We start from the raw sequence: 14661 nt of genomic DNA on the forward strand, positions 1-14661 counted from the left end.
AAGTCACGGTCACTAATGGGTCAATCCGTTAAGCCGTACGCTTATCAAGCCTAAAAGTACCTCACGATCAAATACAAGATCAAAGCAACACTCTAGCGAGAGTCCCACATTACGCTTTGGTTCGCTTTCAAAGCAAGCGGGGTTTTGTATGATCGCACGATGCTATCTTTATGTATTCCAACACGTTAAACTAAACCCGTGTGAGCGTTTATGCGTAAAGCTATTTGTTCCCGGATAACTGCCTATCTCGATTCAGGCAGTAGGTATTGTCAACTTATCGAAAGGAGGCCGTAATTTTTCTGTGATGCGGTGAGATTTGGAGACTCAATCAGCTTTCTGGGCGCATGTCACCTGCTGCCAGGTTTCAAACGCCTGGGTGCGAACGGCGCGATAGTCGACAGCGGCCATCCGGTGACGGCGGGGGCGGAAGTGATTGTTAATGGGATCATGGGCAGAGAGAAAGCGCTGGGCATGGCCGGGGGACTTGAACCGGCGCATCGGTCGCTCTCGCTGTCGGGTCGGCGGGTGGGATAGTTCGGCGCGGTTGTTCAGGCCCTTATGCTGACGGTGCTCAACACCCGGCATCAACTCCTTGCGAGCCGCTTCGCAGCTTTTGAGCTTGTCGGTGATGATGACTCGCGGGACGTAGCACAGGCCCTTGAGGAGTTTGCGGAAAAATCGCTTGGCCGCTCGCTTGTTACGCCGCGACTGAACCAAGATATCGAGCACATAGCCGTCCTGATCCACCGCGCGCCAGAGATAGTAGCGTTGCCCGTTGATGCTGAGATAGACCTCGTCCAGATGCCACTTGTCGCCCCGTCTGGGCGCACGGCGGCGCAGTTCATTGGCGAACTCCTGACCAAATTTCAGACACCACTGGCGTACCGTCTCGAAACTAACGATGATGCCGCGAGCAGCCAACAGCTCCTCTACGTCGCGGTCGCTTAATGTGAATCGAAAGTACATCCACACCGCGTGGCTGATAATCTCGGCGGGGTAGCTGTAGCGGCCTGCAAACAAAACGGCATGGGCCTACAAACAAGGGATCGTTTGAGACCACATTAACTGCAAACAGAGCGTGCTTTCGACCCACATTCGCTGCAAATAGACCCACATTCTGTGCAATGGGCCTGCAAACAAGGATTTTGGCCCACATTGTTTGCAAACAACCTGTTAAAGCGGCACGCCATCTTTAAGTAGTTGATCTTTCAGTTCCTGTGACCTTCCCGGTGGTAACTGTCCGCCGAGAAAGGCCCGGATTTCGGTCGGTTTAACGTTGATCAGCTGCGCCAGTGACCTCACCTGGTAGCCGTGGCGGATTAAGTGAGGTTCTGGATCATTCAAACGAATGGCCAGGACACTGTTGACGATCTCAGCCGTGACGGGCTTCTGACCGATCTGGAATGCTTCCTCAAGGGCGCGCGTCAGGTAGTGGCCCAATTGGAGGGGCGTCACCAACCGCTCGGTCAATACGTCCAAAGCCTCGTCGGTGATGATCGTTTCGGACTTCACCTGGCTCGCAGTACACTGAGCCAGTAGCCAAACGAGGTACTCACGCTGCTGACCCTGGATGCCTTCCAAGGTGAAGATCTCAGTACGCGCGCCAATCTCCTCTAACGTCGGACGGCGTAGATCATTTTTCAGCTTGGGATGACCGGCCAAGACGATCGAGAGCATCTCCCCTTCATCGCGAACAATCTCGGTGAGCCGCTTCAAACCGGCCAAGGTACTGGCATGCAGGTCATGGGCGTCATCGCAAAAGAGCACCGTCGGTTTCTTGTGTTTTGCGATTAACTCAATGACGCGATGTTCCCGGTCTTCGGGTTGTTTCGGCAAATTGACCGCTTTGTCATCGGTCGCCAACGCATACGCGATCGCCCGCATCAACACCGCCAGGTTGACCCGTGTTTTATCAACCGCCAAGGAGCGCGCGACCATGACGGCATTTTCCTGCTTGAGCGCCCGACGCCATTGTTGGAGCAGTTTGGTTTTGCCGCAGCCGACCATGCCCGTCAGGGCGATGATGCGGCCTTTCTTGATCGCTGCGGTCATCTCCTGACTCAGATAGCGATGGTTTTCCGTGTCGTAGTAACCAGCCTGATCGAACTCATTCCTGAGATTAAAATAGTGCATGACGTCGCTCAGCATGGTGAGTTCCTTCGCAAGACGCTGAAATAGCTGCGGACTTGCGTCATCACTTCACGTTTTTCCAAGGTGTTGGCAACGAGCGTGTTAATAAAATCGAGTTGTTCCGGCGGTAGTTTGGCCAGTGGGAGGGCCAAATAATCCGCAATGGCTTTTTTGGCAGCGATGGTGTTGGCAAACGTCAGTTCTTGAAACGGATCAGGATCCACAAAGGGTTGGGCCGGCAAGGGCGTACCGGCTAAAGAACTCTGAAGGGGCGGCGCGACCTCCAAGGCGGCTTTCGGGAGCTGTAACTGGTCGGCCAACGCTTCGATGCGATCCGCGCGTTGTTCCAGCGCCGTTTTTTTGAACCGTCGGAAGCGGTGCAGGGGAATTGGGCCACCGACTGGATGATAAGGGCCATAGCGTTGCTCGCCCAGCTCGACGAAGAGTTGCTCGTCAAACAGTCCCCACCAGAGCACCACGGTTTCCCCCGCCAGTTCTGGATCGACTTGATAGAGTACGCCGTCGACCGCCAGGCGAGCGTCAATCCCCACCTTGCGGCGCTCGGGTTCCCGCGCAAAGGTGCAGAAGCGTTCCCAACTACACATGGTTCGGATACCGCTGGGGGGCAGATTTTGCACCCAGTCTTCCAAGCGTGAGTGAGCTTCTGAACGGTGCGGCCGGTCGTTATAGCGGAGCAGATAATTGAACAACCAGGCGTTCGCCTCGGGTTCTGATTCCGGCTGATGAAAATGGTAGAGCGTCTCGTGCAACTCTTTCACGGTGCGAAAGGGCCGCTCGACTTTACCCTTGGCCCGCGCGGTGGTGCGTCGGCCATCCGATCCTTTGGGCATATGGGTGCGGATCTCCACGCCCAGATAGCGCATGACCTGTTGAAAAACCTGGCTACGGGCGATCGGCCCCCCGTCCATATACAACAGGCCTGGGATGCCTTCATAGGGGCAGCGCGCATCGGCTTTCGGCGCCATTGCCCGAAACAGAAATTTCAAGGCGGCGTGAACGTCCTCGCCATAAACGCCGTGATATTCTTGGTAAGCAAGGCCACTGCGATCATCGACGACGCTGTAGAGCATCAGCAGCGGATGGCCACGGCCTTCTTCGAACCAAACGGGTTTCTGGACCTGTTTGAGATCGGAGGGACTCAAATCAAAATGCCAGCACTCGTTGCTGTGGCGGGCCTGGAAACGCACCGCCGGTGGCTCACGCAACAGGGTATTGCGGTCATAACCCCACTGTTTGAGGTAACGGTTAATCGTCGTTTTCGTCAACTGTCCGGCGGGTGCTTGCACCAGGCCGTCCGGTGTTTCGATCCCGTAGTTTTCGAGTAGCCGAAGGGCCTCACCGGTCGAGAGATGCCGACCTTTCTGGTTCGACGTGCGGATCTTGAGGGCCGCGATGACTTCGCAATACCGTTCGAGGGTGGTTTTGGGCAGGACGCGCGGCTCGCCCACATCCGATCGGCGCAGGGGTTGGGGTCGTCGGAAGGTCCGCAGAGCACGGTACAAAGTATGTTCTGAAACACCGTATAAATGGGCGGTCTCCTGGATCAGGCGCCGCCGCTCAGGGCTGCGAGACGGCAAGGTGTGGAGTCGCTGCCGCAGCTCAGCCAACGCTTCGACCGGCAGCGACTTGCGACTCATTCGGTTCTCGATGCCGGGGGGGTCTGGCGAGTTCGGGGCCGCAGGCACCGTCGGTCCAGCCAGTCATAGAGGGTGGACGGCGCACAATCTACCAACTTGGCAATCGCGCGTTTGCTAATCCCTTTGGTCAGATAGCGGCGGATGGTCTCTTCCTGGTCATCCAACTTGACGCGGGCGGCCCGGCGGCCCTTGGGGCGGCCGAGCGGTTGACCGTCGGCTTTGCGCTTGGCCAAGGCTTCGGCGGTGCGTAGTGAGATAAATTCACGCTCGATCTCGGCGGCCAAGCCTAAAATCGTGGCGGTGATCCGGCTTTGGATGGAACTGTCCAGCACCATCCTCTGTTTGGCGATATGGACGTTGATGCCCATTTGGGCGCAATACTCCAAAATCTCTAACACCTGCAGGGTGGAACGTGCCATGCGACTGATTTCAGCAAACACCACGACATCGCCGGATTGGGCCTGCTCCCTCAGTAACCGGCCTACCTGACGATCATGCCAACGGATTTGGCCGGAAACCGTATCGTGAACGAAGATCAGCGGTCCCAGTGGATAAGTGTTCGCGTACTCGTAGATACCATGCCGTTGGTTATCCACATCTTGATGGTCGGTTGAAACCCGTAGGTAAGCATAAACCGTCATCGTTCATCCTTTTCCGGAAAAAACCTTAAGCGAACTTTAATCGAACGCATACCGTCCAGTTTAAACGTTAATTTTCGGATGTAAACGTTCGGCGAAAAGGATGGTTAAAACTGGACACACGGAAGAGGGCGGAGAGAAAAAAAACCGCATCTAATTTAATATAATAAAAACAATATATTGCAGGTGATAGGCATCATTTGCAGACAATGTGGGCCAAAATCCTTGTTTGCAGGCCCGTTGCACAGAATGTGGGTCTATTTGCAGCGAATGTGGGTCTAAGGCACGCTCTGTTTGCAGTTAATGTGGTCTCAAACGATCCCTTGTTTGTAGGCCCATGCCGTTTTGTTTGCGGGCCGCTACAGCTATCGGGCATCTGGAGTTGCTCGTGCAAGGCCTGACGCATGCCGCTGAGTTTCAAGGTGTGCAGTTGATCGAGAAGGGGTTGTTTCAGCATGGCGGAGGCTCCTGGGTTATTGGTAATAGCGTGCGCCGCGCACGTTCGCGTGGGTCGCGGTCGAAGGGATGGGCGGTGGCGAAGTCCCCGCATCCGGGAGGCGTTGCTGGTCCAGGCCATGCTTGAGAATCGACTCGATGCTCTTGTAACTCAGTCCCCCAATGGCTAACGCGCGCTGACAGGCGGCCTCCAAGCGGTCGGCGCCATAGGCTTTGCCCAGACGCAAGATGCCCAAGCACGAGCGGTAGCCCTGCTGAGGATGGGGCCGCGTGGCCAGGATACGTTCCACTAGAGTCGCCGTGTGGGGGCCGGTCTGGTGAGCCCAGCGCACTAACCGTTCGGGCGTCCATTCGGCGTACTCCCGATGGGCTTTGGGCATGTGGGCGGTTACGGTGGTATGGCGACCAGGCTGCGGATGGCGGCGATGACAAGCCACCCGCTGACGTTGATGGAAGACCTCGACCGTGGTGGCGGTCAGGCGCACCTCCACTTCCTGGCGCACCAGGAGGTAGGGGACCGAATAGTAATGGCGCTCGATGTCAATGTGATAGTCAATGTTGACGCGCGCTTTTTTCCATTGCGCGAACACGTAGGGTTCGGCCGGTAAGGGACGCAACGCCGGTTGTTCCAGCGTTGCAAACCAATGCTGACGGGAACCGGGGAGTTTTTTGAAGGCGCGCTGATTGAGGGCGTCGCGCAGTTCGCGGATGACCGTGTTGAGTTCGTCGAGACTGAACAGAGTCCGATGGCGCAAGCGGGCCAGAATCCAGCGTTCCACCACGAGCACGCCACTTTCCGCTTTGGCTTTATCACGCGGTTTTCGGACACGCGCGGGGATCACCGCGACGCCATAATGGGCGGCTAACTCCAGATAACTGGGGTTGAGGTCGGGCTCATAGCGGTGCGGCGTCTGGACGCCGGTTTTCAAATTATCTGGAACCACAATTTCCGGGACACCGCCGAAAAATGCAAAGGCCCGGACATGCGCCATGAGCCAGTCATCCAGTCCTTGGGTCCAGGTCGCCTCCACATAGGTGTAATTGCTGGCGCCCAGCACCGCAACAAACACTTGGGCCTGGCGGAGTTCACCCGTGATGCGGTCCACGATGGGCACGGTGGGACCGGCGTAGTCCACAAACACCTTCTCACCGGCCCGATGGGTCTGGCGCATCACCACATCGGTATGCGCCACCCAAGCCCGATACTGCTGGCAGAACCAGGTGTATTGATAGCCCTGGGGATGCGTGGCTTTGTACTCTTCCCACAAGAGCCACAAGGTGACGCCGGGGCGGCGTAATTCCTGGTGGACGGTGGCCCAATCCGGTTTTCCGCGATCCGCAGACCCAGCGGCGGGGCGCGGCGGAAACAACCGTCGTTCCAATTCATCGGCCATCATGCCCTTGGGCAGGGGCCAACCCAGGCCCGCTCGTCGGGCGCGTTGCAGATACTCTCCGACCGTGCTACGGCCGATCCCGCAACTCCGGGCAATTTGTGGTTGGCTATGGCCCGCCGCCTGCAAACGAAGCACTTCTTGAATCTTGCGCATGGATAACCTCTCAGTCGGCATGAGTTCCTCCTCGGAAAAAAAGGAACCAGCCTACAAGTTGTTAACCTGCGTCGCTGCTCATTGGCGAAACAACCCGCCGCCTTCCGTGTAATGGCCTGCCGCCTTCCGTGAAACGACCTGCCGTCATCCCGTGAAACGACCTGCCGTCATCCCGTGAAACGACCTGCCGTCATCCCGTGAAACGACCTGCCGTCATCCCGTGAAATACGCACCGAGCAGCGCTTCCTCGATTCGACGCTGGTTATCATGCATCGCATGCAGGCGTTCAACAGACCGATTCCGAGTTCTGCGCATCGTGCGGATGAACATCTCGACGAGCTGATCCCGCGTCTCGGTTTGGGTTTGATGCAGCAGGCACAGCAGCAAAGTGTGTCGGCGGCCAGGTCGGCAGACATCGCGCAGGTCGCCGGTCTCCAGGGCCGTGGCCTCGGCGACGAACTGACGGATCTTGGTGTAGGGGATATCCGCCAGGAGCGATCTCGGATCGAGGATCGCATCGAGCTCGGCGAGCCGGTCGGTCCACTCACGAAGATGCTTCAGGGTTGGCGGTCCCGGAGTCTCCTTCAGCCGCGAGAAGGCGTTCAGATGCTCACCTTCCGGATGATCGAGCAAGGCGTCGAGGACTTGGCGCTGCAGATCGCTCAACGCCGCGTCGATGCCTACAAATAGCTCTTCGTGGATTTGTTGACGAAGCGTGCCGACAAGACGATCCAGGGTTCTGTACACTGGGAGTTCGATCCGCTCCTTGACAAGGGCCTCGACCGACGCGCTGATGAGGTCGGCGGGATCGCTCATGGTCTGGGCGGCATGGCGAACCGTGGCGATCACGATCTCTCGGCCGCCATGAGAGAAAGGACGGCTGCCCAAGTACTCGCGAATCGCGTCTCGGTAGCGGTGTACGGTCGCCGGCCGGCCGACACCATCCACCAGATCGGTCTGCTCCGCGAAACCGAGCGTGTTGGCGATGTGCAGCCGGATCGGGTTCGGGATATCGGAGAGTGCGGCGAAATACCCCAACCGTTGCCGCGTCTTCAGTAAGACCCCCAGCGACAATCGGCCAACGTCTCCACGAGCGTGCCGGCGCACAAAGGCCACCTCGCCCTCACTCAGCGTGTAGTCGGCCTCCAGCTCCTTGTCGGTGAGATGGACGCCAAGGCGCGGATAAGCAGTCCTTTCGATTGAAGCCATAACGATGTACCGGGAAGTGTCCGAAAAAGGGTTTGCCGCGACGAACAAAAAGTGGTTGATTTACCAGTACTCCTCAGTCGTAAGTTCTCGGTCTAATCGTCGAATAAGACCGCCCCTGACTGAAGGTTAATCAGCCAAGAATACATTATTTAACCGAGTGATTTGAGCAAGGATTCAGACGATCGAAGGCGGGTCGGCCGGTTTCTCCTCGGGTGTTTTTGCACAACGCCTCGAAAAGGTGCATTCCAGCCATCCTATCGCGAGATCATCCGGGAACGTCGGCTTGGCGGGCTCGGCTTGCGATCCGCGACACCGTGGTTTCACTGACATGGTAAAGTCGCGCCATGTCGGCACCGGACTTGCGGCCTGAGAGAACATTGTCGGCGATGTCCAGGCGTTGTGGTTCCGTGAGCTTGGGTGGGCGGCCGCCGGTGCGGCCCTCGGTGCGGGCAGCTTGAAGACCAGCGCGGGTGCGTTCCCGGATCATTTCCCGCTCGTACTCAGAGAAGCTGCCGACCATCTGCATCATCATGCGACCTGCGGGTGTCGTTGTGTCGATAGACTCGGTAAGAGAGCGAAATCCAGCGCCGGCCTGATCGATGCGCTCCATCAGGATGAGCAGGTCTTTCAGGGAGCGGGAGAGGCGATCGAGTTTCCAGACCACGACCACATCATCCGGGCGCAGCTGATCCATCAAGCGTTGCAACTCCGGGCGGTCCCACCGGGCGCCGGAGGCGGTCTCTTCGAAGACGCGCTCGACCATCGCCGCTTCAAGTGCCTTGCGCTGTAACGCAAAGTTCTGCTCTTCGCCTTTCGATACTCGGAGGTAACCAAGAATCATCCGCAGTCATCTTCCCGTCAAGGCTCCCCGAGCCTTTCAAAAACGCTCGTTTTTGCAAGATTTCCGCGATCACGCGAAAATTACCGATTTTCACTTGCGTAAACCTCTAACAAAACTCTATCGTTTGGCAAGTGTTTTTTGAAAGTCCGTGTGGCATCTGCGCTAATTGAGGCCGGAGAATGGGCTGTAATGCACGAACAAACAGAGCAAGACAACGAGCGAACACCGGGTACGCGGAATCGGCGCCTGAACATTCTGGGGCAAGACGAAATCGACGAACTCTACGGACTTCCCCGGTTTTCGGACGAGGAACGAGAACATTATTTCGCGCTAACGCCATCCGAAGAAGTTGCACTTAAGGAGCTTCATTCCACCCCATCCAAAATCGCCTTTATCCTCCAGCTCGGCTATTTCAAGGCACGACATCTATTTTTTGTTTTCATTGCCGATGAGGTTGCCGCCGACTTGCACGATGTCGCCGTGCGGTATTTCCCCGATACTGCTGAACCGGATTGTACCATCTCGAAACGAACCCGACTCAAGCATCAGCGCATGATCTTGGCACTGTGTAACTACAAGCTATGCGACGACCGTGATCGACAAAACCTCGAAGTCAAGGCGCGTGAAGCGGCGATGGTCAGTGGCAAACCCATCTATGTCTTCCGCCAGCTCCTGTTGGAAATCGAAGCCCGGCGTCTCACCCTACCAGGCTACAGCTTCCTCCAAGACACGGTGAGCCGGGCACTGACTTTCGAACAAAACCGGCTATCCACCATCTTGAAGGAACGTCTCACGCCCTCAGACAGGGAAACCTTAAATGCGTTGTTGAAAGATAAGTCCGACCTTTATCACATTACTCATCTCAAACGCGATCCCCGTGATTTCAGCGTCACGGAGATCAAACGCGAAATCGAGCGCGGCACACAGATCAGAGATCTCTACGTGCGCTCACAACAAGTACTCCCTGCGCTGAACATATCCAACGAGAGCATCAAATACTACGCCTCGCTCGTTAACTATTATTCCGTGTTCAGGTTGAAGCGGCTCGGCCCCTGGATTGTTTATATCTATCTGCTCTGCTTCATCTATCACCGCTATCGGCAACACAGCGACCATCTCCTCGCAAGTTTCATTTTCCATGTCAGAAACTTTGCCAATGACGCAAAAGCCGCCGCCAAGGAGAGCGTCTACCAAAACCGGGTCGAGGTTAGCAAGAATCTACTCAAAGCGGCCCAGGTGCTCAAGCTTTTCACGACGGACGAAATCGCCGGAGATGCACCGTTCCATGAGGTTCAAGCCAGAGCCTTTGCGATTCTCCAACGCGAGAAACTGGACGATGTGGTTGAGCACATCACCTCGCAGATCAGTTACGACGAAACGGCATTTCAATGGGAGCACATCGACAAGCTTGGCTTCCAGTTCAAGCGGTATCTGCGACCGATCTTGTCATCGGTCGATTTCAAGGGTTCGCCTGCCCAGAAGCGACTGATCGAAGGGCTTGTTTTCCTGAGAGCGGCGTTCGCCAAGAGAAGATCGCTCGGGCAGTATTCCCTGCAAGATATTCCCGTTGGTTTTATCCCGACCCACCTCGAGCGGTATCTGTATATAAATGAACAAAAAAGGATTATTCCAGATCGCTACGAGTTTTTCGTCTGCCGCCTGCTGCGCGACCGGCTGGAAGGGGCGACATCTATTGCCACGATAGCATCCGATTCCGCAGCTTCAAGGACGATTTGATCGACGACGAAACATGGCGTCACCACAAAGAGAAGCTCATCGAACGCACCAGATGCCCGATCCTTAAACTGCCCGTCGAAGAACATCTGTCCGCCCTTGAACGTGAACTGGAAGAACGGATGACCACGGTCAATCAGCGGATCGCCAACGGTGAGAACAAATCGATCAAGATCAAAACGGGTAAACCCGGTTGGAGCTTGATATACCCGAATGATAAAGATGAAACCAATCATCCCGTTTTCGATAGTCTCAAGCAGGTTGATATCAGCAGCGTCCTGGATTTCGTCAACCGGCAATGCCGATTCATGGAAGTCTTTGAGCATACCCTCGGCCGCTATGTTAAAACCAAAGCGGATGAGCGGGCGATTTCCGCGTGTATTCTTGCCTGGGGCTCCAATACAGGCCTCGGACGGATGGGACAAATTTCCGATATTCGCTATGACCTATTGGCGTCGACATCGGACAACTTCATCAGACTGGAAACCCTCAGAGAAGCCAATGACCTGATCACCAATACTCTCGCTGAGATGCCCATTTTCCGCGAATATGATATCGGCGGCGTCCTACATTCCAGCTCCGATGGCCAGAAATTCGAAACCGGTTTGCCCACCATCAATGCCCGTCACTCACCCAAGTATTTCGGCCTGCAAAAAGGTGTGGTTTCCTACACGCTGGTGGCCAACCACATTCCCGTTAACGCCAGGATCATCGGGGCGAACGAGCATGAGAGCCATTATGTGTTCGATATTCTGTTCAATAACACATCCGACGTGAAGCCCGATATCCATTCCACGGACACGCACGGAACGAATGCAATCAACTTCGCGATTCTGTACACCTTCAAGTATCTGTTTGCTCCGCGCTACAAGGATATCGCTGGGACCGTCGCCACATCACTCTACGGTTTCAATCATCCGAACCCTATGACGGCTTCCTCAAACCGGTGCGCCAGATCAAAAAACAACTCATCATCGATGATTGGGACTGGATTCAGCGGATTATGGTATCTCTGGCGATGAAAACCACCACACAAAGCATCATCACGAGCAAGCTCAGTGCCTATGCGCGCAACAACAAGACCAAAACAGCATTATGGGAATATGACAATATCATTCGCAGCCTATACCTGCTCCGGTTCATCGACGAGCCACAGCTGCGTCGCAATGTCCAGTTGGCACTGAATCGCGGCGAAAGCTATCACAAGTTGCGCAAGGCGGTCGCCTTTGCGAATTTCGGCAAGCTTCGCTTCAAGAACGAGCACGAACAACAGATCTGGCAGGAGTGCAGCCGGCTGATTACCAACTGCATCATCATCTACAACGCCACGATCCTCTCAAACCTGCTTGCATATAGAGAAAGCATCGGTGACATCGAGGGTGCAGCGGCGCTTAAGAAGGTTTCCCTGATCGCCTGGCAGCATATCAATCTTCACGGCCGCTACGAATTTACCAAGAACATTGATTTGATAGACATAAACGATATCATCAGGACCTTGGCCCGCGTCCCGGTCAGAGAGATTTAGTTGCCTCAAAGGCTGGAATGCACCTTTCCGAGGCGTTGTGCAAAAATACCCTAAATGGCAAAAGCCTTGATGCATGCGCAGGGCTAAAGGCAAACAAAAACAAGCATCGAGTGCGCCAACCACCACCCCGATCGCGCCCCAGCAGTGCCCGCGGAAGTACGATGGCTTGTGCTGGGTTTCTGAAGCGTCATGTAACGACACGACGCCTGGCATACGCCCCCCATCCTTGACCACCAGCGTATGATCACCCAACAAGACAGCCCGCCCGGCCACCTGGACGGCGACGGCCTGACGCCACACATAACCCTGCCACGTCGCCAACAGGGTCTCTAGATCATAAGCTTTGGAGCGACAGAAATGCAGAAACCGGTGATAAGCGGAGCGCTTCGCGCTCCGCTTATCGGGGCGCGAGCCGAGCTTCGCTCGACGCGAGTTGCAGGCGTCGCGCTGCGCGCTCCGCCTATCAACTCGCTGGAGCGGTAATCGGCCTAATCACCTGCAAGCGCCTATGCGCTCTCCGGTATTAGACCGATTCCGCTCAGCTCGCGCCCCGATAGACCGCTTCATTCCCCTGCCAGAACCGGCACATTGACGTCACCCCGATCATTTCCGGGGCGGCGAGAAAGCTCAACACCACCGCGCAGAACAGCAGCCAACTGCGCTGCCGCGCAAAGGCGCTGCGAAAACTTTCTAAAGCATGGTATAATGCGATGTTCGACTTTCAGGCGATCAGGCCCTCAAACTGGAGGTCTGACCGACCGACTTGTCGGTTCATGAAAATACCCAAGGTGTGCGCTAAGACTTTTCGGGCGATCCGACTCGTCAAATGCCACACATCCCGCGCCCGGATTTTCTCAAAATGGAATGGCTCGGTGAGCTGACCGATGACCGTTTCCACGAGGCGGCGGGTTCTCGTAAGCTGCTGGACAGCCCACGGGGGACGCGGATCGATCATGTTGGCCCGCAAGGGGGTTTGCAAGTCAATCCCGGTCGTGGCCAGTTCCGTCTGAAGAAAGGCGCTCAGGTAACCTTTGTCGCCGATCACCCAACCCTGAACACCTTCGGTCAAATCCCACAACGCCTCGCGTTCATCACCCGTAGCGGGCGTCACCGTCCACGCCGTGATGACGCCATGGATCGTGACCATCAGATGACCGTGAAGCCCGTAATAGTACTGCTTCTTTGCCGCACAATAGCCAAAATCCGCCACCGCAGGAAATAACCGACAGTGCGGGGCACGGGTCAACACACAGAGGGGCAGAGGGCAACCATCCACCAAGCGAATCGGGTCCGTCGCCGCCCCCAACTCGATCAGCAGCTGCTGATGAAGCCGCTGCTTGATCACCCACAGATTCGCCGCCTGCTAGGCAAACGTCGTCCGCGATCCGAGTTCCGGGAACCACGACGGCCAATGACGACCGAAGTACTTCCAGATGCCCACATCCGTATCCAGCCCTAAGAACTCGCCGACGACTTCCATCGTGATCACTTCACTATCATTCAGCTTGGGGGCGAAGCCTCGCGAGCGTAAGCAGTGATCCCCGAGCAGGGCATTCAGGTGTTCGTCTACCCAACAAAACACCGTGATGATAAAGTCTTCGAGCGGCATGGCGGTCTCTCCGTGCGGTTGAGGCGGTTGGTTCCTCTCAGCTTAGCTCACATCGCCATGCCGCATCCGCCTGCTCTCATCTCCCCTCGGAAAAGTCGAACATCGCATTATACCATGCTTGAGAAAGTTTTCGCAGCGCCTTTGCGCGGCAGCCTTACCACCTATCAGTTCTGAGTTAGACTAGGATTATGAGTTTAACGAACATCATGAGGGGATCATGGGAACGATTCGGCAGTTGGCAACAGAAATCGAAGCGGGGTTGAGAGCTGCCCACCCGACGCTACGCAAGACGGTACGCGCCAAGCTAGCTTTAGCGGTGGGCGCCATCCTGGAAGCCCAGACCCCGAATACGGTGGAACTCGCCAATCTCCTACCCTTGGAGACCGAACGGCAAGATATGCGCGAGCAGTGGCTGCGGCGGTTGTTGAAGAATCCGTTGCTGTCGAGTACGGAAGTGCTGGAACCGTGGGCGCGCCAAACCTTGGCGGCGACGGGCCAGCAGGGACAAACGATTATTTTGAGTCTGGATCAAACCGATTTGGGGGATCGTTTTGCGATTTTGATGGTGAGCCTTGGGATCGGCGATCGGGCCTTACCCCTTGCTTGGCGGGTGGAAGCCGGCCCGGCCAATCTGGGTTTTGCGGCCCAGAAAGCGGTATTAGAACAAGTTCGAGCGTGGCTCCCGGCGGGAGCCGAGGTGCTGCTTTCGGCGGATCGCTTTTATCCCTCGGTGGATTTATTCGCGTGGCTTCACGCGCAGTCCGGTTGGCATTATCGGTTACGATTGAAAGGCAATCTCAATGTGGATCCAGGGTTTGGAGACATGACCACGACCGGGGTGCTTGCCACAGGGCAAACCGAGCGCTATCTGCCCAATGTGCGGTTATTCAATCAAGGGGTCGCGACGAATCTGGCGATTTGGCATGAGGGGGCCCACCCGGAACCCTGGATCATCGCCATGAATGACCCGCCGAATCGGGCGACCGTGCGGGATTACGCAAGTCGCTGGGGCATTGAGCCGATGTTCTCCGATTTCAAAAGTCGCGGTTTTCAATTAGAAGACACGCAGTTACAGGCCGCTGATCGGCTCGATCGGTTGCTGCTGATCATGGCCTTGGCCATGTACTGGTGCGTGCGCGTCGGTCAAGAGGAGGCCCACGATCACCCCACGCCCCTGGAAAAAAGACGCAAGAACAGACCGATCCTCACCATTGGACCTTTCGAAAACTCGCCCGTAGCGCCGTTTCCTGGTTCACCCGGGGTCTGCGCGCAATCCACCGGAAGCTACAAATGCAACAACCTTTACCTTCCTTC

Annotated in this window: 7 protein-coding genes and 3 pseudogenes; 2 read left to right on the forward strand and 8 right to left on the reverse strand. The window is 56.2% G+C overall.

The genetic code is table 11. The features are described 5' to 3' along the window. Positions 1-324: 324 nt before the first annotated feature. From H6973_18545 to H6973_18575, 7 genes are all read right to left on the reverse strand, one after another. Positions 325-1020 carry an IS6 family transposase gene (locus tag H6973_18545; protein ID MCP5127551.1) on the reverse strand — a complete coding sequence of 232 codons (696 nt, stop codon included), beginning with the start codon at positions 1018-1020 and terminating at the stop codon, positions 325-327. Positions 1021-1173: 153 nt separating this feature from the next. Further along, entirely contained in the window at positions 1174-2148 is a 975-nt protein-coding gene (locus H6973_18550; GenBank protein ID MCP5127552.1) for an AAA family ATPase, read from the reverse strand. Next, on the reverse strand, positions 2142-3773 hold the full coding sequence (locus tag H6973_18555; protein ID MCP5127553.1) for an IS481 family transposase: 1632 nt from the start codon (positions 3771-3773) through the stop codon (positions 2142-2144). Before H6973_18555 ends, H6973_18550 begins: the two co-directional genes overlap by 7 nt. Positions 3774-3784: 11 nt before the next feature. Beyond that, positions 3785-4429 (reverse strand): recombinase family protein, encoded by a 645-nt coding sequence (locus H6973_18560; protein MCP5127554.1) that lies wholly within the window; start codon positions 4427-4429, stop codon positions 3785-3787. 470 nt (positions 4430-4899) lie between these two features. Then, positions 4900-6429, reverse strand: a complete 1530-nt coding sequence (locus H6973_18565; GenBank protein ID MCP5127555.1) for an IS21 family transposase — start codon at positions 6427-6429, stop codon at positions 4900-4902. 213 nt (positions 6430-6642) lie between these two features. Beyond that, positions 6643-7638, reverse strand: coding sequence for a DUF4158 domain-containing protein (locus H6973_18570; GenBank protein ID MCP5127556.1), 996 nt, complete (start codon positions 7636-7638; stop codon positions 6643-6645). 265 nt (positions 7639-7903) lie between these two features. Beyond that, on the reverse strand, positions 7904-8479 hold the full coding sequence (locus tag H6973_18575; protein MCP5127557.1) for a recombinase family protein: 576 nt from the start codon (positions 8477-8479) through the stop codon (positions 7904-7906). A gap of 189 nt (positions 8480-8668) precedes the next feature. Between H6973_18575 and H6973_18580 the strand changes: the two are divergent. Continuing rightward, positions 8669-11738: pseudogene (locus H6973_18580) on the forward strand (Tn3 family transposase). Positions 11739-12459: 721 nt separating this feature from the next. Here H6973_18580 and H6973_18585 read toward each other — a convergent pair. Beyond that, positions 12460-13347, reverse strand: a pseudogene (locus H6973_18585) (IS982 family transposase). A gap of 217 nt (positions 13348-13564) precedes the next feature. On the opposite strand from H6973_18585, the pseudogene H6973_18590 reads away from it, so the two are divergent. Beyond that, positions 13565-14602 (forward strand): annotated as a pseudogene (locus H6973_18590) (IS4 family transposase). Positions 14603-14661: the final 59 nt, after the last annotated feature.

This window comes from Gammaproteobacteria bacterium (assembly GCA_024235095.1).
In the GTDB taxonomy this organism is placed as follows: domain Bacteria; phylum Pseudomonadota; class Gammaproteobacteria; order Competibacterales; family Competibacteraceae; genus UBA2383.

Bases quoted from the DNA above. Each gene is read 5' to 3' on its own strand.
- H6973_18550 (MCP5127552.1), bottom strand. From the start codon at position 2,148: ATGCTGAGCGACGTCATGCACTATTTTAATCTCAGGAATGAGTTCGAT.
- H6973_18560 (MCP5127554.1), bottom strand. From the start codon at position 4,429: ATGACGGTTTATGCTTACCTACGGGTTTCAACCGACCATCAAGATGTG.
- H6973_18565 (MCP5127555.1), bottom strand. From the start codon at position 6,429: ATGCGCAAGATTCAAGAAGTGCTTCGTTTGCAGGCGGCGGGCCATAGC.
- H6973_18570 (MCP5127556.1), bottom strand. From the start codon at position 7,638: ATGGCTTCAATCGAAAGGACTGCTTATCCGCGCCTTGGCGTCCATCTC.
- H6973_18575 (MCP5127557.1), bottom strand. From the start codon at position 8,479: ATGATTCTTGGTTACCTCCGAGTATCGAAAGGCGAAGAGCAGAACTTT.